21 protein-coding genes and 1 pseudogene are annotated in these 19,896 nt (G+C 29.5%); 17 read left to right on the top strand and 5 right to left on the bottom strand.

Annotated elements, in window-relative coordinates; translation table 11 throughout:
* Positions 1–263: 263 nt before the first annotated feature.
* The 4 genes and pseudogenes from B5S50_RS08340 (at position 264) to B5S50_RS08330 (ending at position 4,422) form a co-directional block, all read left to right on the top strand.
* On the top strand, positions 264–2,330 hold the full coding sequence (locus tag B5S50_RS08340) for a methyl-accepting chemotaxis protein (protein WP_217303571.1): 2,067 nt from the start codon (positions 264–266) through the stop codon (positions 2,328–2,330).
* 129 nt (positions 2,331–2,459) lie between these two features.
* Positions 2,460–2,600, top strand: a pseudogene (locus B5S50_RS21540) (IS982 family transposase); the annotation flags it as partial.
* A 169-nt stretch (positions 2,601–2,769) separates the two neighbouring features.
* Positions 2,770–3,501, top strand: coding sequence for an ABC transporter ATP-binding protein (locus B5S50_RS08335; RefSeq protein WP_217303570.1), 732 nt, complete (start codon positions 2,770–2,772; stop codon positions 3,499–3,501).
* Positions 3,502–4,422, top strand: a complete 921-nt coding sequence (locus B5S50_RS08330; RefSeq protein ID WP_013240397.1) for a SufD family Fe-S cluster assembly protein — start codon at positions 3,502–3,504, stop codon at positions 4,420–4,422. It begins immediately after the preceding gene.
* A gap of 92 nt (positions 4,423–4,514) precedes the next feature.
* Here the strand turns inward: B5S50_RS08330 and B5S50_RS08325 are convergent, their stop codons facing one another.
* Positions 4,515–5,375 (bottom strand): 4Fe-4S binding protein, encoded by an 861-nt coding sequence (locus B5S50_RS08325; protein WP_217303569.1) that lies wholly within the window; start codon positions 5,373–5,375, stop codon positions 4,515–4,517.
* A 252-nt stretch (positions 5,376–5,627) separates the two neighbouring features.
* Between B5S50_RS08325 and B5S50_RS08320 the strand changes: the two genes are divergently transcribed.
* Entirely contained in the window at positions 5,628–6,548 is a 921-nt protein-coding gene (locus B5S50_RS08320) for a LysR family transcriptional regulator (protein ID WP_013240395.1), read from the top strand.
* 11 nt (positions 6,549–6,559) lie between these two features.
* Here B5S50_RS08320 and B5S50_RS08315 read toward each other — a convergent pair whose 3' ends face one another.
* Both B5S50_RS08315 and B5S50_RS08310 read right to left on the bottom strand, forming a co-directional pair.
* A complete protein-coding gene (locus tag B5S50_RS08315) occupies positions 6,560–7,327 on the bottom strand; it encodes a TIGR03943 family protein (RefSeq protein WP_013240394.1) in 768 nt (255 codons plus the stop codon).
* A 2-nt stretch (positions 7,328–7,329) separates the two neighbouring features.
* Entirely contained in the window at positions 7,330–8,394 is a 1,065-nt protein-coding gene (locus tag B5S50_RS08310; RefSeq protein ID WP_013240393.1) for a permease, read from the bottom strand.
* Between the two features lie 124 nt (positions 8,395–8,518).
* Between B5S50_RS08310 and B5S50_RS08305 the strand changes: the two genes are divergently transcribed.
* From B5S50_RS08305 to B5S50_RS08290, 4 genes are all read left to right on the top strand, one after another.
* Positions 8,519–9,448 carry a metal ABC transporter substrate-binding protein gene (locus tag B5S50_RS08305; RefSeq protein WP_217303568.1) on the top strand — a complete coding sequence of 310 codons (930 nt, stop codon included), beginning with the start codon at positions 8,519–8,521 and terminating at the stop codon, positions 9,446–9,448.
* A 285-nt stretch (positions 9,449–9,733) separates the two neighbouring features.
* Positions 9,734–10,855: a permease gene (locus tag B5S50_RS08300; RefSeq protein ID WP_217303567.1), complete on the top strand. Its 1,122-nt coding sequence runs from the start codon at positions 9,734–9,736 to the stop codon at positions 10,853–10,855.
* Positions 10,852–11,613, top strand: coding sequence for a TIGR03943 family protein (locus tag B5S50_RS08295; RefSeq protein ID WP_217303566.1), 762 nt, complete (start codon positions 10,852–10,854; stop codon positions 11,611–11,613). The genes B5S50_RS08300 and B5S50_RS08295 overlap by 4 nt, the downstream gene beginning before the upstream one ends.
* A gap of 286 nt (positions 11,614–11,899) precedes the next feature.
* Positions 11,900–12,391: a flavin reductase family protein gene (locus B5S50_RS08290; protein ID WP_217303565.1), complete on the top strand. Its 492-nt coding sequence runs from the start codon at positions 11,900–11,902 to the stop codon at positions 12,389–12,391.
* Positions 12,392–12,662: 271 nt separating this feature from the next.
* On the opposite strand, the gene B5S50_RS08285 is transcribed toward B5S50_RS08290, so the two are convergent.
* On the bottom strand, positions 12,663–13,658 hold the full coding sequence (locus tag B5S50_RS08285) for a YeiH family protein (RefSeq protein WP_217303564.1): 996 nt from the start codon (positions 13,656–13,658) through the stop codon (positions 12,663–12,665).
* 107 nt (positions 13,659–13,765) lie between these two features.
* On the opposite strand from B5S50_RS08285, the gene B5S50_RS08280 reads away from it, so the two are divergent.
* The 3 genes from B5S50_RS08280 (at position 13,766) to B5S50_RS08270 (ending at position 16,160) form a co-directional block, all read left to right on the top strand.
* Positions 13,766–14,638, top strand: a complete 873-nt coding sequence (locus tag B5S50_RS08280; protein ID WP_217303563.1) for a LysR family transcriptional regulator — start codon at positions 13,766–13,768, stop codon at positions 14,636–14,638.
* Positions 14,639–14,996: 358 nt separating this feature from the next.
* Positions 14,997–15,218: a hypothetical protein gene (locus B5S50_RS08275; protein WP_065079751.1), complete on the top strand. Its 222-nt coding sequence runs from the start codon at positions 14,997–14,999 to the stop codon at positions 15,216–15,218.
* A gap of 111 nt (positions 15,219–15,329) precedes the next feature.
* Positions 15,330–16,160: an Mrp/NBP35 family ATP-binding protein gene (locus tag B5S50_RS08270; RefSeq protein ID WP_065079750.1), complete on the top strand. Its 831-nt coding sequence runs from the start codon at positions 15,330–15,332 to the stop codon at positions 16,158–16,160.
* Positions 16,161–16,314: 154 nt separating this feature from the next.
* On the opposite strand, the gene B5S50_RS08265 is transcribed toward B5S50_RS08270, so the two are convergent.
* Positions 16,315–16,704: a pyridoxamine 5'-phosphate oxidase family protein gene (locus B5S50_RS08265; RefSeq protein WP_217303562.1), complete on the bottom strand. Its 390-nt coding sequence runs from the start codon at positions 16,702–16,704 to the stop codon at positions 16,315–16,317.
* 183 nt (positions 16,705–16,887) lie between these two features.
* On the opposite strand from B5S50_RS08265, the gene B5S50_RS08260 reads away from it, so the two are divergent.
* From B5S50_RS08260 to B5S50_RS08240, 5 genes are all read left to right on the top strand, one after another.
* The gene (locus B5S50_RS08260; protein WP_217303561.1) at positions 16,888–17,256 is read left to right on the top strand and encodes a helix-turn-helix domain-containing protein; all 369 of its coding nucleotides are present in this window, start codon (positions 16,888–16,890) and stop codon (positions 17,254–17,256) included.
* 160 nt (positions 17,257–17,416) lie between these two features.
* Positions 17,417–17,770 (top strand): NifB/NifX family molybdenum-iron cluster-binding protein, encoded by a 354-nt coding sequence (locus B5S50_RS08255; RefSeq protein ID WP_217303560.1) that lies wholly within the window; start codon positions 17,417–17,419, stop codon positions 17,768–17,770.
* A 30-nt stretch (positions 17,771–17,800) separates the two neighbouring features.
* Entirely contained in the window at positions 17,801–18,631 is an 831-nt protein-coding gene (locus tag B5S50_RS08250) for a P-loop NTPase (protein WP_217303559.1), read from the top strand.
* Positions 18,622–19,467 carry an ATP-binding protein gene (locus B5S50_RS08245; RefSeq protein WP_217303558.1) on the top strand — a complete coding sequence of 282 codons (846 nt, stop codon included), beginning with the start codon at positions 18,622–18,624 and terminating at the stop codon, positions 19,465–19,467. Before B5S50_RS08250 ends, B5S50_RS08245 begins: the two co-directional genes overlap by 10 nt.
* Positions 19,468–19,527: 60 nt before the next feature.
* Positions 19,528–19,884, top strand: a complete 357-nt coding sequence (locus tag B5S50_RS08240) for a NifB/NifX family molybdenum-iron cluster-binding protein (protein ID WP_217303557.1) — start codon at positions 19,528–19,530, stop codon at positions 19,882–19,884.
* Positions 19,885–19,896 lie beyond the last annotated feature (12 nt).

The raw sequence follows: 19,896 nt of genomic DNA, 5'->3' as shown, positions 1-19,896 counted from the left end.
ATTTTTTTAAATCTTGCATTTTACACAAATGAAAGAAAATTCAGGGAAATGACACATTTGCGTTGACAAAGATAAGTATCAACATTATAATTTTAATAGCAATATAAGTATCCATTTACTTTAGTTAAAATATATTGAGTATTCTTAAGAATTTCTTTAGGATTATGCATTTTTAAATTTTAATTGCCCGAATTTATTGAATATAAGAAATGAAACAAAAAAGATGAAATGTAAAAACTTAGAGAAAGAATGGAGCTGGTATTATGAACAAAAAGGTTATTGGAATAAAGGGGAGGATTTTATTATCTTCAATGGTAGTTCTCTTGATAACTTTAGTTAGTATTAGTAGTATTATAATCTATCAAATTAATAAAAAGGCTTATGAAGATTATTTTACTAATTCTAACGAGCAAATGAAGGTCGTTTCTCAAGCAATTAATATTTTTTATGATCAAATTGACAAAAATATTGATATGTTAGCAAAAAATCCTGTAATAATGACAGCTGATAATAGTGTTACGACCTATAAAAATACAACTCAAGATACTCCAATGAAACCTTCAGCTAAGGCAGGAATTGAACAGGAAATTTATAAAGTATTTGAGCAATATGCAAATAGCCACAAAGGTACAAGTTATGTATATTTAGGAACAGAAGATGGAGGATATATACAATGGCCAGAAGAGAATATACCAGCAGGATTTGATCCTTCAAAAAGACCTTGGTTTAATGATGCAATAAGTAAAAAGGAAAGTGTTATTAGAACAGCTCCATACAGTTATAAGTCTCAACTGCTTACAAGTAATGCTCGCACATTTACTGATAAAAATGGGAAAATTATAGGTGCCATAGGAATCGATGTACAGCAAACTAATATTAGTGATATGTTAAATAAAATGAAAATTGGTAAAACAGGATATTCAATGATTGTGCATAGCAATGGACTTATAATGGCAGATGGAAAAAATCCTAAAAACAATTTTAAAAAGGTTGGAGAAGTTGGCATTAATGGATTAGATAAGCTTCTAGCTAAAGACCTAAAATCATTTGATGTTGTTGTTGATGGTGAAAAGTATATTGTTAATCCCTATAAAGTTGAAGGAACTGATTGGATATTAGCATCATTTATGACAGAAAAAGAGTTAGGAGCTGGTGCAAAAGCAATAGTAAATATAGTGATAGTTTCTGCAGTGGTCATGTTAATACTGTCAATTATTTTATTTAATTTTCTTTCGAGCAGTATAACAAAACCTATCTTGGCAGTGACAAAAAAAGTACAAGATTTTGCCAATTTGGATTTTTCAGTATATGAAAAGTCAGATGCATTAAAATACTTAAACAGAAAAGATGAAGCAGGAGATATGGTGAGAGCCTTTGTAAGTATGAGAAAGAATATATCAGAATTCATCATGAAAACTGCGGATTCAACAGAAAAGGTTGCAGCTTCATCGGAAGAATTAACTGCTACTTCTGAACAAGCAGCTACTGCATCAAATGAAGTAAGTAAGGCTATTGAGGAAATTGCAAAAGGAGCTACTGATCAAGCTAAAGATACCCAAATGGCAGCTCATAATGTAGAAGATTTAGGTAACTTATTAGAACAAGATTTAAATTATATTGAGGAATTAAATGTTGCGGCAGTTGAAATTGAAAAGCAAAAATCAGAAGGCTTTTCAATTTTGAAAGAACTTGTTGAAAAAACTGAGAAAAATAATGATTCTGCAAACAATGTTTATCATATTATAATGAGTAATAATGAAAGTGCAGAAAAAATTGAAAATGCTAGTACTATGATTCAAAGTATTGCAGATCAGACAAATCTTTTAGCTTTAAATGCTGCAATAGAAGCTGCAAGAGCAGGAGAAGCAGGTAAAGGCTTTGCAGTTGTTGCCGATGAAATAAGAAATCTTGCAGAACAATCAAATAATTTTACAAATGACATAAAAACAGTAATAACTGAGTTAAAGATAAAATCACAAAATGCAGTTGATTTAATGCAGCAGACTAAGCAAATAATTGAGGAACAAGCTTCTAGTGTTGGAGAAACTGAAGGAAAATTTGAAGGAATAGCAGAGGCGATAGATTCTATAAAAACTGTAGTTAATAAACTTAATAATTCTGCCAGTCAGATGACAGAAAATAAAAACAAAATCATTGAGGTAACTCAAAATTTATCTGCAATTTCTGAAGAGAATGCTGCTGGAACAGAACAAGCAGCATCATCTATGCAAGAACAAGTTACTACAATTGAAGAAATTGCTAAAGCAGGAGAGAGCTTAGCTACAATTTCAGAAGAGTTAAGAGTATTAGTAGACAAATTTAAGGTCTAGAGAAAAACTCTATAACAATTATATTTAAATCAATTTTTTTAAAATTTAATGCACAAAATGGAAGTTAGAAAATATAACTTCCCTTTTGTGCATTAAGTTATATTTTTGACAAATAGTACTATAATAAAAAGTGAAATAATGACTATAACAATATATTTTCACCTATTAGGTTACAGAACATTTAAAACTTATTATAAAGAACATGTATCTACTGTCTTAAAACCTTACTTTCCTAAGCTTGTAAGTTACAACAGATTTGTTGAGTTAATGCAGGAATCATTAAATGAACTTAAATTTTCGAACTCATGTTACTTTAGAAATAGCATTATGAGAATGTTAAAATTACTATCTAAAAATTTGATGAAATAGATGATATAATGAGTACTGAGAATGATACAATATATTTATTAGGGAGAAATATAAAAGGAGGATTAGATAGATGTTAGAATTAAAAAATTTATGTCTTGAAATAGAAAATGATAATGGAAAAATTAATATTTTAAAAGATATAAACTTAAAGTTTAAAAAGAATAAAATATATGTAATTACTGGTCCAAATGGTGGTGGTAAATCATCTTTAGCCAAAACAATAATGGGAATATATAAAGCTTCTTCTGGAAATATACTATTAGATGAAGAAAATATCTCAGATTTAGATATCACCGAGAGAGCTAAAAAAGGTATAGGCTTTGCATTTCAACAGCCGGCAAGATTTAAGGGTATAAAAGTAAATGAACTGCTAAACCTAGCTGCAGGAGATAATAAGGTAAATACATGTAAATTACTTCAGGATGTAGGACTTTGTGCTCAAGATTATATAAATAGGGATGTTGATTCAAGCCTTTCAGGTGGTGAACTTAAGAGAATAGAAATAGCAACTATACTTGCCAGAAACCTCAAAGTTGCATTGTTTGATGAGCCTGAAGCAGGAATAGATTTATGGAGTTTTAAAAAGTTGGTTGAGACTTTTGAAAATATGAATAAAAAGAAAGAAACAACTATAATTATAATATCTCACCAAGAGAGAATTTTAAATTTAGCAGATGAGGTTATCATACTTGCAGATGGTCAAATTAAGGAAATAACTTCAAAAGAGAATATACTTGATAAAATAAAAAAGAATGATAATTGTAAATGCGGCGAGATTTGTCAAAAAGGAGGTACTTTTTAGATGCTGAATGAATTGGATAAAAGTATGTTAAGTCAAATGTCAGGACTTCATGAATTGCCAATTGGCGCTTATAATATAAGAAAGAACGGAGAAAAGGCTGCAAGAAATACTACAGCTCATATAGATATAGTTACAAAAAAGGATAAGCCTGGCATAGACATAATAGTAAAACCCGGCACTAAAGGCGAGAGTGTACATATACCTGTAATTTTAACACAAGAAGGGTTAAATGATGTTGTGTATAATACTTTTGAAATTGGTGAGGGGTCAGATGTACTTATAGTGGCAGGTTGTGGTATACATAATCCAGGTGATAAAAAATCTCAGCATGATGGAGTCCATGAATTCTTTGTCAGGAAAGGTGCTCGCATAAAATATGTAGAGAGACATTTTGGAGAAGGCAGTGGAAATGGTGAAAGAGTATTGAATCCTAAAACAATAATAGAAGTTGAAGAAGGAGGATATGCTGAATTAGAGCTAGTCCAAATAAAAGGAGTAAGCAGTACTAAAAGGGATACAGAAATAAAACTTCATAAAAATGCTAGAGCTGTAGTATCAGAGAGACTTCTTACATATAAAAATCAAGATGCAGAGTCGAAGATAAATGTGGAAATGGTAGGAAAAGATTCTTCTGCACGAATAATTTCTCGTTCTGTAGCACGAGATGAGTCAAAACAACTATTTCATTTAAATATGTCTGGATATGAGAGATGCAGAGGTCATATTCAATGTGATTCCATAATAATGGACAAAGCAACGGTACAATCTATACCTAAAATATCAGCATTTCATTCAGATTCACAACTTATACATGAAGCTGCTATAGGAAAAATTGCTAGTGATCAACTTATAAAACTTATGTCATTAGGACTTTCTGAAAAAGAAGCTGAAGATACTATATTAAAAGGATTTCTTAAATAGCCCAAAGATGTAAAAATAGCATGTTAAAAATATCCTTTTTTAAAGATATTTTTAACATGCTTCATAATTTTACTGATTATTATGTAGAATAATTAATCAATTTTGTTTAATACATCAGCTATAAATTTTTCTTTTCCAATCCTATCCATAACTCCTGAAATTCTTTCACCTTTATTGCCAGTTTGTCTATAATACTCCATAATGGTATCGACAATTGATACTATTTCTTCTTCTTTGAATATTTTCCCAAGTGAGTCTCCAATTCTCATTCCTCTTCCGAATCTTCCACCAACAAATATTTCTGCACCTTTTTCTTTAGCAGTAACAGCATTACTGTTGCATACTCGTACACATTCACCACATTCTACACATAAATTTTTATTATGAACTATTTTTTTGTCTACTAACTGTAATGCTTTTTGTCGGCAATTTGTTACACAAACTCCACAGCCAACACAATTATCTGAATCAAATTTAGGTACACATCTTCCCATAACTCCGATATCATTTATATTAGCTTTTCCACAGTTATTAGCACACCCAACTATTCCTATTTTACATTTATGTGGAGTATCAGTTCCAAAGTATTTACGGTCTAATTCTCTGCAAATTGCTTGGGTGTCAATATTACCATGTAGGCATACAGTTCCCTTACAGGAAACTAAAGGTCTTACTTTTTGGCCTGTACCGCCGTGGCGTAATCCTAAAGCTTTAGCTTCTTGAATTACTTTTTCTGCATCTTCATCCTTGATCCATGGAACTTCAATTTGAAGTCTTGTTGTAAGTCCCGAATACCCTCGTCCATATTTTTCCGCAATTTTATTAATGTTGTTTAATTCTTCTACTGTAAAATTGCCGGCTTTACTTAAAAACCTAACTGAATAATGTTCTTTGTCATTTTGTAATAAAAATCCTAATGCTTTCATTTCTTTTTGTCTTTTTGCACTAACCATAGTGATTATACATCTCCTTTAAAGTTATCATTCATTTTTAATAAGTTTGCTATAATAATAAGAAAATCCATATTCTAAACAAGAAATGCCTTATCTTTGTGTTTTATTTATCAATATTACTTGCTTTCATGATATCACTTGTGACTAAATAACGAAATATATATTATGTTATAATAATGATAGGTAAAACCTATTAAGAATTTTTAATAGTATAAATGCAATAGGGCGGAATAATAAAAAGGGGTTACTAATATGACAATTCGACATTTAAAAATTTTTATTGCTGTAGTAGAAACAGGCAAAATGAGTACTGCTGCAGCTCGATGTTATATCTCGGAACCAACTGTCAGCCAGGCAATTAAAGAATTAGAGGGGCATTATGGTGTATTGTTATTTGAACGAATTGGTAAAAAATTATGTATTACAGAAGCAGGAAAGAACTTATTTGCCTATGCTAGAATGGTAGTAAATCAGTTTGATGAATTAGAGGATAATATGCTGAAGGGATTTTCAGAAAAACTTCGGATTGGTGGTACCATAACTGTGGGTTCCTGTATTATGCCTCAACTTATAAATCAATACTGCAAAATAAAGCCTCAGGTTGAGACCTTCGTTTATATTAATAATACTAAGTCTATAGAAGAAAAGTTGCTAAAATCTGAATTAGATATTGGTATTGTGGAAGGTAAAATTAAAAGCCGAGATTTAGTTGCTATTCCAATGATAAATGATTATCTTGTAATAATATGCAGTAAAAACCATAGATTTTCAGGATGCAGTAGTATTTCTGTTAAGGATTTGGAAGAAGAATATTTTGTAATGCGTGAAGAAGGAAGCGGTACGAGGGAACTTTTTGAGAATTATATTTCCAGGTGTGGAGCAAATATAAATATTAAGTGGGAAGTAACTTGTCCAGATATGATGAAGAAAGTAGTAATTATGAATAATTGTTTTGCAGCTATATCTGCAAGGTTAGTTGAAGAAGAAGCAAAAAAAGGTCTGCTGTATGTGATAAAAGACAGTGGGCAAGCTTTGAATAGATATTTTAGTTTGGTATATTATAAGAACAAATTTGTTAATGATAATATGAAGAGCTTGATGTATCTATTGGAGGAATATAAGGACAAAGATATCTTAAGTGGAATTTCTACTGGAACCTTAATGGACATATAATGTTTTTAAATTTAATCAGTGCTATTAATGTAAATATATTTTGAAGTAGGCGGATCTACTTTTTTAATACTTTGAATTTTTATTAGGGGAATTAAAGAAACTTGTTTTGAATTATTATCAATGTAATTTGTAGTATCAAGAATTCCTGTTACTTGTACCCATGTGTTTTTGTCTAAATTTTGTCCGTTGTAATTACATAAGAATCCAACAGTCTGTGTATCAGCTGCACAGCATACCATAAGCAATCTTGCAATAACAAATTGATTGGCTTTTATGTTATCGTTTTTGTAAACAAAACCGGTTAATGTTATTTTACAATTTCTAAATTTATTTGGATCATCGCTGATTCCATTAAGAAAAGCAAAAAAATTTTTTTCAGTCATAACAATTTCCGTATTTTTAGTCATACTAGAGTTTTTTCTTAGTGCTTTTGTGTTTGCTTGAGTAGAATTTTGCGTTACATTCATTCCCTTTGTATCTGCTATTTGTTGATTTAATCCACCTGGATTCACTAAAATACCAATGATTATTGGAATCCCAAATATTAAGTAGCCAAACTTTGGTTTGTCATTTGGAGTACTTATTATTTTAGGTATTTGAAAAATTCCCAAAACCAGCAAAGCTATAGAAGCAAACGTAACATACTTACTCATATTAGGAGTTATAAACATATTAATCTTTTTTGAAGAAACTAATTTATAGAAATAAAATGAAATTGCAAGAAGAAGTATACACCATGTAAATTCTCCTATGTTAAAATTAAATTTTTTACTATTCATGTTTAGATACCCCCAATAATTTTCAAACTAAGAGGAATTATATAATTTGCGGATGCAGCCATAATGAAACATATAGAAACTATAAGAAAAACAAGCTTTATTACAAATTTTTTATTAAATGTGCCCATAAGCATTAATGTGTTTTTTATATCAAGCATTGGGCCAAATATTAAGAATCCAACTACAGAACCAACAGTAAATTGTCCAAGAAAAGTTCTAGCAATGAAAGCATCTGTTTGAGAACAAATACATAATATATAAGCTAATACAAGCATAATTAATATAGAGTACATTTTACCCTGTCCAATAGAAAGTATATATTTTTTGGGTATATAGGTTTGAACAAAGGCTGATATAAGTGCACCTATAATAAATAACTTACCTGTATTATAGGTTTCAGAGCTAGTATGGTAAATTATATCACAGAAAAAATGAAGTTTATGGATAGTATTATTGTGACTATGACTATGATGTCCATTGCAATTGCAGATGCATTTATTTACTTGAATATCATATCTCAATACATTTCCTGGATGCATTAAATCTATGAAATATCCTATTAAAATAGCACTTATAAATCCAAATATAAATCTTGAAATTAGTATGTATAGTTTACCAGTAAATGCATAGTAAGTGGAAAACAAAACTATAGGATTGATTATGGGTACAGAAAGCATAAAAGTAATAGCTATGCCTGTAGGAACTCCTTTCTTTATAAGCCTTCTGGTAACAGGTATTATTGCACAATCACATACTGGAAAAACTAAGCCTATTGATGCTGCACAAAATAAACCTATAATTTTATTTTTAGGTATAATTTTTAATACAGTTTCTTCTGAAATAAAGATTTGGATAAATGATGAAATCAGTGATCCAATTATAATAAATGGCAGTCCTTCTAGTATCATGCTTATGAATACTGTGCAAAAATTATTTAATGTATTAGTATCAATCTTTATTATAAAAATATTTCTTAAGATATTCATTAAAAAAAGTAATAATACCATTGACATTATAATTATAGCCAGTTTTTTGTCGTTTGTATAAAACTTAGCGTTCTTTTCCATTTTAACTCCTTTACTGATTATTAAATAATATCTAATGTGGAAGCTGTTGACAATTTAGGTATATATGTATATTATATATGTAAATGCAAGCTATTTGCAACAACTTTATACGAGGAGTGAAAAAATGTATAAAAAAATAATCTCAATTTTAATGTTAATGTGTAGTCTTGTAACTTTTTCGGCATGTGGTAATGCTAGTGTGAACAGCAATAATAAGGTTTCTGATAAAAAAGAATCTCACGGAAAAATTCAAGTTGTAGTTTCTTTTAATGCTATGAGAGAATTTGCTGAAGCAGTAGGTAAGGATAAGGTAGAAGTTAAGACAGTAATTCCAAATGGGGTTGAGCCTCATGAATATGAGCCTAAAGCGAAGGATCTTGAAGATTTAAACAAAGCTAAAGTATTTGTTTATAATGGGCTTGGAATGGAGTCGTGGGTGGACAAGTCTCTAAAAGTTATAAATAACAAACAATTAGTTGTTGTTGAAGCATCAAAGGGTTTTGAGTCAATAAAGAATACTGATGAAGGTGAAATTAAGGAACATGGACAAAATGATCCTCACGCTTGGGTAAGTTTGAAGGGTGCGGAATTTGAAGCAAAAAACACAAAAGAAGCTTTAGTAAAGGCTGATCCATCTAATAAAGATTATTATGAGAAAAATTATAAAGATTTTTCAACTCAACTTAACAGTTTATATAATGATTATAAGAAAAAGTTTGATACAGTAACTAATAAAAATTTTGTTACAGGTCATGCAGCATTTGCTTATCTTTGTAGAGATTTTGGACTAAAACAAAATAGTGTAGAAGATGTATTTGCAGAAGGTGAGCCAACAACTAAAAAGATGGAAGAGTTAATTAATTACTGTAAGCAAAATAAAATAAAAACTATATTTGTAGAAGATATGGTAAGTCCTAAGGTTTCAGATACCCTTGCTAAAGAAGTTGGAGCGAAAGTGCAAAAGATATATACAATTGAAAGCAAGGAAGATAATAAAGATTATATTCAAAGCATGAAGAGCAATTTAGAATTAATATATAATAGTTTAAAATAGATTAAGGCATTTTTAAAGAAATAACAAGTTAGTATGCTAGTCTATTATTTATATATTCAACTTTCGCAGTTTAAAAAAATTGCGACACAACTTTTTTATATTAAGTCAAAATTCCGTATGTGCGAAAGTTGAGTTATATATTTATAAAAATATGATTATTGGGTTAAAAACCTGGAAAAAAGGTGTAAAAATTTTTTTGTAATTACTTCCCACTTTTGTTCTATTACGTATTTAATATAAATATTATAATTTAGTATAAACCTAATAGAGGGAGGTAAAGTACAATTGATAACTCAAAATGATAAATTGGGAAAAAACTTTCTTATAATGATTATTTTTATGCTTGTTTTTCCTATTTTGTTTTCAAGCATTTCAATATTAATGCCATCAATCCATTTTTCACTGCCTAATATTCAATTTAAATCTTTAACAGATAATAAAATGTTACAAGGATTTTCAACAATTTTTTTAAGTATAATCTTGGAGGCATTTCCTTTTATAATGGTTGGAACAATATTGGCATCTATAATTCAAATATTTGTTACAGAAGAAACTTTAGCTAAGATAATACCTAAAAACAAGTTTTTAGGATTATTAAGTGCTGCTTTAATAGGATTAGTATTTCCTATATGTGATTGTGCAATTGTTCCTGTTGTAAGAAAATTAATAAAAAAAGGTATGCCGTTACATATAGGTATTACTTTTATGCTTTCCGTACCTATAATAAATCCAGTAGTACTTGCTTCAACTTACTACGCATTTTCAAATAATATTTACATAGTTATTATGCGCGGTGGGTTAGGTATTATTGGGGCAATGATTATTGGTAATGTAATTAGCATTATATGTGATAATAGTTCTGTATTAAAAAAAGTAGACATGGGTCTCCAATATCATCACAGGCATTATCATCAACATGATAGTACTTGTCAATGCGGATGTGGACATTCTCATTATAATTCAGGTAAAAAACATAATATAGGATTAACAATTATGGAAGTAGTGGATCATACAAATATAGAATTAAATGGTGTTGGAAAGTTTGTAATTATTGGTGCATTTCTATCTTCACTAATGCAAACAGTTGTACCAAGAAAATATATTTTATTAGTTGGACATGACAAAATATATTCTATACTTGTTATGATAGGTTTAGCATTTTTATTAGCAGTATGCTCTGAAACTGATGCATTTATTGCAAGAACATTTGTTGGTCAATTTACTACAGGGTCTATAATAGCTTTTCTTATATTTGGACCAATGATTGATATAAAAAATACACTTATGTTAAGTGAAACTTTTAAAAGTAGCTTTATAATAAAACTGATTTTTGTAATTTTTACAGTTTGTTTTATTATAGGAGCATTAGTTAATTACTTGCCTTTTAATGGGGAATTGATATTGTGAAATTGAACAAAAGTGAATTTAAATGGTTTGTAATACTTATATGCTTTACTTATTATGTTTACAACTTACTTTCATCTGGGAAAATTTATCTTTATCTTAATCCTAAAATGATAAAATATGTTCGCTTTTCTTTCATTATTTTTCTTATACTCACTGTTTTTCAACTAAGAAGACTTTTTATACCTACACAAATGAATAAAAGAAAGGTTTATTTTTGTGTGTTTTTAGTTCCATTGTTTTTAGGTATTTACATAAATCCGCAGGGATTAAATGATGAACTTATTTCAAAAAAGGGTGAAGTAGTAATGAAAAATAGCATAAGTAAAAACATCTCAATTTCTAAAACTCAATCGAAAAGTATTCAGAAAGATACTCCAAAAGATAATATTTTAGTTGTTGATGGAAAAAATTTTACTCATATAGCAGATGATATTTGTTATAATAATCCAAACAAATATAAAGGTAAAGATATAGTTATAACAGGTTTTGTGTTTAGGGATGGTACAAATTCTAAAGATAAATTTCTAATTGCAAGATTAATGATGGTTTGCTGTGCTGCTGATACAGAGGTTACAGGATTAGTATGTAATTGGAATAAAGCTTCTACATTAAAAAATGACAAATGGATTAAAATCACAGGAAAAATTGATATAGAAACTGAAAATATTAACGGTGAAAAGTCCAGTACTCCTGTTATAAGAGTTGAAGGTGTAGCTCCAGCTCAAAAGCCACAAAATCAATATATATATCCAGAATAACTTTAATACAAGGAAGAGAAGTAATTTTTCAGATAGGCTAAGTAAAATTATTTGAAATATAAAAGCCTATACATTTTATAATGCATGGTCTTTTATACTATAATAAATTGTAAAATATAGATGTTTTCACATTGGCATTTGACAATAATTATGCATAGATGTATTATGAAAATGGCAAATGCCAATATATAAACAGTAATTAAATTTGTTACAAATAAAAAAATTAAGCCAGAAATTACATTAAAATTTTTGGCAACACTATAAATAATAATGGAGGAATGTTATTATGGAAAAAATTCAAGGAAATATGAAGTCATGTCTTCAACCTATGCCCAAAATATTAGTTTCTTGTAGGGATGCAAATGGTAAGAATAATGCACTAGCAGTAGCATACTGTTGTAACTGCAGTTATGACCCACCAATGATTATGGTAGGTATTGTTCCATCTAGATATTCTTATAAAATGATAAAAGAAACAGGTGTTTTTGTAGTAAATATTGTTACAAAAGAACAAAAAGAAATGTTTGAATATTTAGGTAGTCATAGCGGCAGAAATGAAGATAAATTTTCAAAACTTAATATTAAAGTTGACGAAGGAATAAAGGTAAATGCTCCTTTATTAGCAGATTGCCCTGTAAACATAGAGTGCAAGGTAGAGAATTCTATAGTTACTGGTTCACATGAAATGTTTGCAGGAAAAATTGAATATGTTCATGCTGATAAAGAAATGATTAAAGATAACGGAGATATTGATTTTTCTAAAATTCAACTTCTTTAATAAACTTAACTTTCGTTCTTTAAAAAAATTACGAAACAATTTTTTTAAAGAACAAAGTGCAAAGTTCAAATATCAAATAAGGATAAATTTCTTCCTAACGTCAGAAAATATTAAAATTATAGATTTCCTGAGGTACGAGGGAAATCATCTTTATCTGTTCTTTGTTATTTGAACTTTGTTATTTTCAAAAGCTTTGCTTGGCACTATTTTTATATTAAGTTTAAATTTTATATGAGTGAGAGTTGAGTTATAAATATTTATTAACGTATGCTTAAAAAATACCCATTATAAAATGTTGAACGCCAAGTGAAGTAAGTGCTAAAACTATCCAGCATGTAAATCCTAATAGAATTGGACTCAAACCATTTTTTACAAGTTTTACAATATTGGTATTTAATCCTACAGATACCATTGCCATTACAATGATGAACTTTCCAGCTTGTGATAAAAATGTAGTAAGTACAGCTGGTAATGGAATAAATGTGCTAATTACTGATGCGGCTACAAAACCAAGTACGAACCAGGGAAATATTTTACTTAGACTATAAGATCCTTCTTTATTTTTAGCTTCCTTCTTAGAAGTATAAATAGCAAGTACCAATGTAATTGGAACAATGGCCAGTGTTCTTGTAAGTTTTACTATAACTGCAAGATTACCTGCTGCATTACTGTAAGAATAGCCAGCAGCTACTACAGATGAAGTATCATTAACAGCTGTCCCAGCCCAAAGACCAAAGCATTGATTACTCATGCCAAGTAAATGCCCGAGAAATGGAAATAAAAAGGCTGCAATGGCATTAAAAAGAAATATGGTTGATATAGAATGGGCAACTTCTTGTTCATTTGCGTTAATAACAGGAGCTGTTGCTGCAATAGCTGAACCACCACATATGGAAGAACCAACGCCAATTAAGGTTGCCGTTTTCCCATTTATCTTTAATAATTTACCTACAATATAAGCAGTAATAAATGTTGCTGTTAGTGTGAAAGTCATTAAAAGAATTGTTTGTTTTCCTATTTTAAAAACATTAAAAAGATTCATGCCAAAACCCATAAGGATAATGGAGTATTGTAGTAATTTTTTTGCAGTATAGGTTATACCTTCATTAAAACAGTTTGGTCTTTTCCAAAATGCTAAAATCATTCCAAATAAAATTCCAAGTACAGGGCTTCCTATAATAGGAAAAGCATTTCCAAGTAGCCATGCTGGAATAGCTATAATTAGTGCAAGTATAATTCCTGATACTTTATTAGTTATTGTTTTCATAAGATTTCCCCCTATCTGCAATTCATAATACACCTTGACATTATATAAGTAAAATATTATTATTTAATGAATGTAATAAGTATATACTAATGTGTAAGGAGAATATTATGACTTTAAGACATTTTAAAATATTTGTTGCTGTATGTGACAAAATGAATATGACTAAGGCTTCTGAAACACTTTTTATGTCTCAGTCAGCAGTTAGTCAGGCAATTTCTGAACTTGAGAGTCACTATGGTATACGACTTTTTGAACGGCTTTCAAGAAAACTTTATCTAACTCAGGCAGGAGAAAAACTGATGAGTTATGCTAGGTATATTATCAAATTAAATACAGAATTAGAAAATGACATGAAAACTTTGTATAAAAATGGTGCTATACGCATTGGTGCAAGTGTTACTGTTGGAGCTTATGTTTTACCTAAATTTGTTTCACATTTTCAAAAAGTATATCCAGAAACTGATATACAAGTGTATGAAGAAAATACTACAGAAATTGAAAAAATGCTTCTTCACGATGAAATTGACATAGGTCTTGTAGAAGGAGAAACGACAAATTTGGATATTTTAAACAAACCATTTATGGATGATGAATTGATACTTATTTGTGGAGCTTGCCACAGATTTGCAAAACTTCCTTATGTGGAACCTTGCGAACTTCAAAAAGAAAAATTTATTATTCGTGAAAAAGGAAGTGGAACTCGTAAGACATTTGAAGATAAAATGATAGAAAATGAATTAACATGGAAGGCTTCCTGGATATGTAACAATACTGATACTATAAAAATTGCAGTTGCAGAAGGATTAGGAGTGTCAGTTATTTCTAGAAATTCAGTGACAAATGAATTATCCTCTGGTACCCTTTGCGAAATACCTGTTAAAGGTATTAAATTTAAAAGAAAGTTTAAAATCATATATCACAAGAACAAATACTTAACAGAGACAATGAAATGTTTTATAGATTTATGTACAATAAAGTAGTAAAGGTATCAATGAATTTTACTTAGTGGGAAAAGCAGTAATCGTGAATTAATGATTGTGATATTGTGGAGGATACTAATAATAAACTCAACTTTCGCAGTTTAAAAATATTGCGAAACAATATTTTTAAAGAACAAAGTACAAAGTTCAAATATCAAATAAGGATAATTTTCTTCCTAACGTCAGAAAATATTAAGATTATAGATTTCCTGAGGTACGAGGGAAATCATCTTTATCTGTTCTTTGTTATTTGAACTTTGTTATTTTTAAAAGCTTTGCTTCGCAATATTTTTATATTAAGTCAAAATTTTATATATTCGAAAGTTGAGTAATAAAAAGAAATGGAGTGTAGATTATAATGTATGATTTTGAAAAAATGAGTATTCCTGAATTAGAAAAAAAACTTGCAGAATTTAAAGACTCTCTTGAAGATATAGAAGAAGAAAGATCACTTGTACTAGGACAGAGAGGCATTCATTTATCTAGTGCTGCAGTAGGAAAATATGAAGCTGAGATAGAACAAATAAATAAACGCATTAATGAGTTAGAAGAATTATTGCGGAAAAAACGCTGTGATTGATATTTTGTTTTAAATAGAAAAATGATTATTATAATTGGCATTTGATAATAATTATAAATGGAGTTATTATATAAGTAGCAAATGCTAATTATAAATTTAGGAGATGATTTCATGTCAGAATGTAATTCATGCCCATCTAATGGGGGATGTGATAAGGATAAGCAGAAATGTATGATTGAAAATAATCCTTTAAACAAAGTAAAAAAAATTATTGGCGTTATGAGTGGAAAAGGTGGAGTAGGAAAATCTTCAATTTCAGTTCTTATTGCAAAACGTTTAAAGGAACTGGGATATAGTACAGGTATCTTAGATGCAGATATAACAGGTCCAAGTGTACCAAGGCTTGTTGGACTAAAAGATAAAAAAGTTATTTCAGATGGAGAACTAATGCATCCTGTAGATACAGATGATGGCATAAAGGTTATGTCTTTAAACTTATTAGTGGATAATGAAAATGATCCTGTCATTTGGAGAGGACCGATGATTGGGGGCGTAGTTAAACAATTTTGGACAGATGTACTGTGGGGAGAACTTGATTATTTAGTTATTGATATGCCTCCAGGAACAAGTGATGTTGCACTGACAGTTATGCAGTCTATTCCTATAAATGGAATAGTTATGGTATCTGTTCCCCAGGATCTAGTTTCAATGATAGTTTCAAAAGCTGTAAATATGGCAAGGGCAATTAATATTGATGTATTAGGTGTTATTGAAAATATGAGTTATATAACTTGTCCGGATTGTGGAAAAAAAATAAAACCATTTAATGGAGAAAGCACAACTAAGTTTTTAGAAGAAATGAATTTGAAGCTTTTAGGAGAAATTCCTGTTTTAAATAGCGTAGGTAATTTATCAGATCCTACATATAAAAATGAAGATGAAGACCTTGAAAAGGTTTTTTATCCTATCGTTGATAACGTAATGAAGAGTTTAGACAAATAAAGACAAATACTTATAAATGAATTATAAATTACCCGTAACCGTTTTGTAGTTACGGGTAGATTTTTTAAGTATATTCTGATGGGGGTAATTTAAAACAAAATAGTTTAAAGGGAGTTATGGGTATTTGAGAATAAATCTATTTTAGTAAAAGGCATTAGAGAATATGCCCATTATTAGGACCAGGGGTTAGAATGAATGTTTCTTTTACATTTACAATGACAGCACCTTTGGTTGTTAGGTTCATTTTAGATGTTATTGAATTTCCTTCTTCTAAAAGCTTTGAATCAATTGAATATGTTGCTGTACCTTTCAATTGATATCCTTCCAATGTTTCGTCATTGTATATAGTAATTGCAATTTGTGAATTCTTTTTAATATTTTCAATGGACTTTTTCATAAAAACATCGAAAAGGATAAGGTTGTCTTCATTATCCATCTTTTTAAAAAGAATAGGTACTGCATTAGGGGTTGTGTCCATTGTAGACATAATCCATGCTTTTGATTCGTTTAATAATTTTTTTACCTTTTCATCAAGTTTGTTCATAATATACACCTCACATCTAAAAATTGTAATTAATTTATATTCTTATTCCAGTAATTTAAATACTTACTAAAAATTTATATAAATTATTCAACTAATATGTTACAACAATTATTATATTTATCAAGTATGCACTTTTTTGTAACAATACTAACATAAAAGTAACTATTGAAGGGAGGTTTTTACATGAAATATAGATGCCCTATTGAGACTACATTATCATTAATAAGTGGAAAGTGGAAAATACTCATATTAAAAGAATTAATAAAAGGACCTGTACGTTATGGATTGTTAAATAGAAAAATCTCAGGTATAAGTGCTAAAGTTTTAACTCAGGAATTGAGGAAAATGGAGCAAGATGGTCTTATAGTACGTAAAGTATATGCGGAGATTCCATCCCGTGTTGAATATAGTTTAAGCGAAATGGGTACAAGCATGTTGGATATATTGAAGGCAATGAGAGACTGGTCACTTAATAACGATGTTGTTCATCCTATTAAATGTTTTAAATGTAAACAATGTGAATCTTTAGACAATAAAAATGATATGAAATAATCAATTTATAAAAATATAAGTTATTGGCATTTGACAATAATAAATATTAGTGATACTATGAAAATAGCAAATGCCAATAACATAACTGAGATATGAGTTTATTTTGGAATATAATTCATATCTATAGCAAAAATATAATTGAAGATTTGGAGGGATAGTGATGAAAATAGCAATTTCATCAGCAGGAAAAAATGCTGAAGATTTACTTGATAGTAGGTTTGGAAGGTGCAAGTACTTTCAAATTCATGACACTGAAAGTGGAGAAATTAAAGTCATAGAAAACAAAGGTCAAAGTTCAAGTGGAGGAGCAGGTATTGCTGCATCTAATCAATTAATAGATGAAAAAGTAACTGCTATTATTACAGGTAATCTTGGACCTAATGCATTTGAGCTTGTTGAAAAATCAGGAATCAAAGCTTATAAGTGCAGTAGTATAGATATAAACTCAGTTCTTCAGAAGTATAAAAATAACGAACTTGAAGAAATAAAAATTTCTGGTCCAGCACACCATTGAAGAATTTATTAAGTTGGAGATGAGTGTATAGTGAATATAGCAGTACTTAGTGGAAAAGGAGGAACAGGAAAAACTACAGTATCTACTAATCTTGCTCTTGCTTTAAAGGCAGACTATGTAGATTGTGATGTAGAAGAACCAAATGGTTTTCTGTTCCTAAAACCTAAAGTAGATGTAGTAGAATCGGTGAAAGTAGAATATCCAATAATAGATGCTCGTAAATGTACTGCCTGTGGTGCTTGTGCAAATGCATGTCAATTTAATGCCCTTGCAAAAGTGAAGGATGATCTTTTCCTTTTTCAAAAGTTGTGTCATGGCTGTGGTGCTTGTGAAATTGTATGTAAATACAATGCTGTAACTTATGGTAAAAGAGAAATAGGGAAAATTGAAAAAGGAACATCAAGAGATATAAAATGCAGTAGAGGAATTTTAAATATAAGTGAACCTATGGCAGTACCTGTTATTAAAGAATTACTTGAGAATTTGTCAGGAGAAGTTAATTTAATTGATTGTCCACCTGGAACTTCCTGTAATGTAATAAATACTTTAAAATATGCTGATGCTGCAATGCTCGTTACAGAACCTTCAGAGTTTGGACTTCATGATTTAAAAATGGCTGTAGAACTTGTAAAGATGTATAACATACCTTTTGGTATAGTTATAAATAAAGATGATAAAAAGGACAATATAATAAAAAAATATTGTAAAGAAGAAAAGATTATGTTGTTAGGTACTATTGACTATAGTAAGGATACAGCAATACTTTATTCTAAGGGCCAAATATTATATGATGATTTATGCCACAAAGCAATATTTGATAAACTCTCACAGAAGATAAGGGAGGTGTTAGCTTGGAATTAGTAGTTGTGAGTGGAAAAGGAGGAACAGGAAAAACTACTATTGCAACAGCATTAGCTGAAATTGCAAAAGATGTAATAAGGATAGATTGCGATGTAGATGCCCCAAATCTTTACATGTTTTATAAAGGAAAAGATATAGAAAAAAAAGGTTTTATAGGTGGTAAAAAGGCTTCTATAAATGAATCTATGTGTAAAAAATGTGGGAAATGTGAAACCGTATGTAAATTTCAAGCTATAACAGACTTTAAAGTAGATTTATTTGAGTGTGAAGGTTGTGGTGCATGTACATTAGTATGTCCTCATAATGCTATAAAATTAAAAGATCAAGATGTAGCAAGTACTTTCATTACTGAGTTAGATAAAGGAATAATTTCAAGAGCAGAAATGAAAATAGGGGGTGATGGGTCAGGAAAATTAGTAAGTTATTTAAGAAAAAATGGGAAAAAGTTTAATTATGATAATAAGTTGACTATAATAGATGGATCACCTGGTATTGGATGTCCTGTAATATCGTCTGTAACAGGTAGTGATGCTGTGTTGGTTGTTACTGAACCTACAAAATCAGGTCTTGAAGATTTAATGAGAGTAGTAAATTTGTGTAAACATTTTGAAATTTTTATTATGGTATGTATAAATAAATATGATATAAATGAAGAAATGAGTAAAAGAATAGAAAAATTTATCTTCTTGGAAAATTTAGAGTTAGTAGGCAAAATTCCTTATGATGATACTGTTATGAAGTCCATAAATGAATTAAAACCTATAACTTTTTATAAGGAAAGTATGGCAGAAAAAGCTATTGAAGATATGTGGAATACTATAAAGAGCTTTTTCTAAATTTTTAGCGTTAAGTATAAAATTATAAATTATCAATTAAAATATAAGGAGGAAATTTAAATGAAAATAGCAATTGCAAGTGATGGAAAGTATGTAAGTGGACATTTTGGACATTGTGAAGGTTTCACAATATATGATGTAGAGAATGGAAAGGCATCTCAGGGACAATTTACTGCAAATCCAGGACATAGACCAGGATATCTTCCAGTGTTTTTAAAAGGTTTAAATGTAAATGTAATTATTGCAGGAGGTATGGGAGAAACAGCACAACAGTTATTTAATGAAAATGAAATTGAGGTAATAGTTGGTGCGCAAGGCTTATGTGATGATATGGTACAAAAATATATTAAAGGTGAATTAAAATCAACAGGAAGTGTTTGTGAGGAACATAAATACGAAGGACATTGTAACGAATAATTTTAAAGGATG

Source organism: Clostridium sp. 001, assembly GCF_019056555.1.
GTDB classification, from domain to species: domain Bacteria; phylum Bacillota; class Clostridia; order Clostridiales; family Clostridiaceae; genus Clostridium_B; species Clostridium_B ragsdalei.
This window is presented reverse-complemented; position numbering and strand designations above follow the sequence as displayed.

What these genes read in the sequence shown, in the direction of transcription:
- B5S50_RS08305 (WP_217303568.1), top strand. Translation starts at nt 8,519, where the DNA reads ATGTATAAAAAAATAATCTCAATTTTAATGTTAATGTGTAGTCTTGTA.
- B5S50_RS08315 (WP_013240394.1), bottom strand. Translation starts at nt 7,327, where the DNA reads ATGAATAGTAAAAAATTTAATTTTAACATAGGAGAATTTACATGGTGT.
- B5S50_RS08330 (WP_013240397.1), top strand. Translation starts at nt 3,502, where the DNA reads ATGCTGAATGAATTGGATAAAAGTATGTTAAGTCAAATGTCAGGACTT.
- B5S50_RS08270 (WP_065079750.1), top strand. Translation starts at nt 15,330, where the DNA reads ATGTCAGAATGTAATTCATGCCCATCTAATGGGGGATGTGATAAGGAT.
- B5S50_RS08240 (WP_217303557.1), top strand. Translation starts at nt 19,528, where the DNA reads ATGAAAATAGCAATTGCAAGTGATGGAAAGTATGTAAGTGGACATTTT.
- B5S50_RS08335 (WP_217303570.1), top strand. Translation starts at nt 2,770, where the DNA reads ATGTTAGAATTAAAAAATTTATGTCTTGAAATAGAAAATGATAATGGA.
- B5S50_RS08275 (WP_065079751.1), top strand. Translation starts at nt 14,997, where the DNA reads ATGTATGATTTTGAAAAAATGAGTATTCCTGAATTAGAAAAAAAACTT.
- B5S50_RS08260 (WP_217303561.1), top strand. Translation starts at nt 16,888, where the DNA reads ATGAAATATAGATGCCCTATTGAGACTACATTATCATTAATAAGTGGA.
- B5S50_RS08265 (WP_217303562.1), bottom strand. Translation starts at nt 16,704, where the DNA reads ATGAACAAACTTGATGAAAAGGTAAAAAAATTATTAAACGAATCAAAA.
- B5S50_RS08255 (WP_217303560.1), top strand. Translation starts at nt 17,417, where the DNA reads ATGAAAATAGCAATTTCATCAGCAGGAAAAAATGCTGAAGATTTACTT.
- B5S50_RS08340 (WP_217303571.1), top strand. Translation starts at nt 264, where the DNA reads ATGAACAAAAAGGTTATTGGAATAAAGGGGAGGATTTTATTATCTTCA.
- B5S50_RS08285 (WP_217303564.1), bottom strand. Translation starts at nt 13,658, where the DNA reads ATGAAAACAATAACTAATAAAGTATCAGGAATTATACTTGCACTAATT.
- B5S50_RS08310 (WP_013240393.1), bottom strand. Translation starts at nt 8,394, where the DNA reads ATGGAAAAGAACGCTAAGTTTTATACAAACGACAAAAAACTGGCTATA.
- B5S50_RS08290 (WP_217303565.1), top strand. Translation starts at nt 11,900, where the DNA reads ATGGAAAAAATTCAAGGAAATATGAAGTCATGTCTTCAACCTATGCCC.
- B5S50_RS08320 (WP_013240395.1), top strand. Translation starts at nt 5,628, where the DNA reads ATGACAATTCGACATTTAAAAATTTTTATTGCTGTAGTAGAAACAGGC.
- B5S50_RS08280 (WP_217303563.1), top strand. Translation starts at nt 13,766, where the DNA reads ATGACTTTAAGACATTTTAAAATATTTGTTGCTGTATGTGACAAAATG.
- B5S50_RS08325 (WP_217303569.1), bottom strand. Translation starts at nt 5,375, where the DNA reads ATGGTTAGTGCAAAAAGACAAAAAGAAATGAAAGCATTAGGATTTTTA.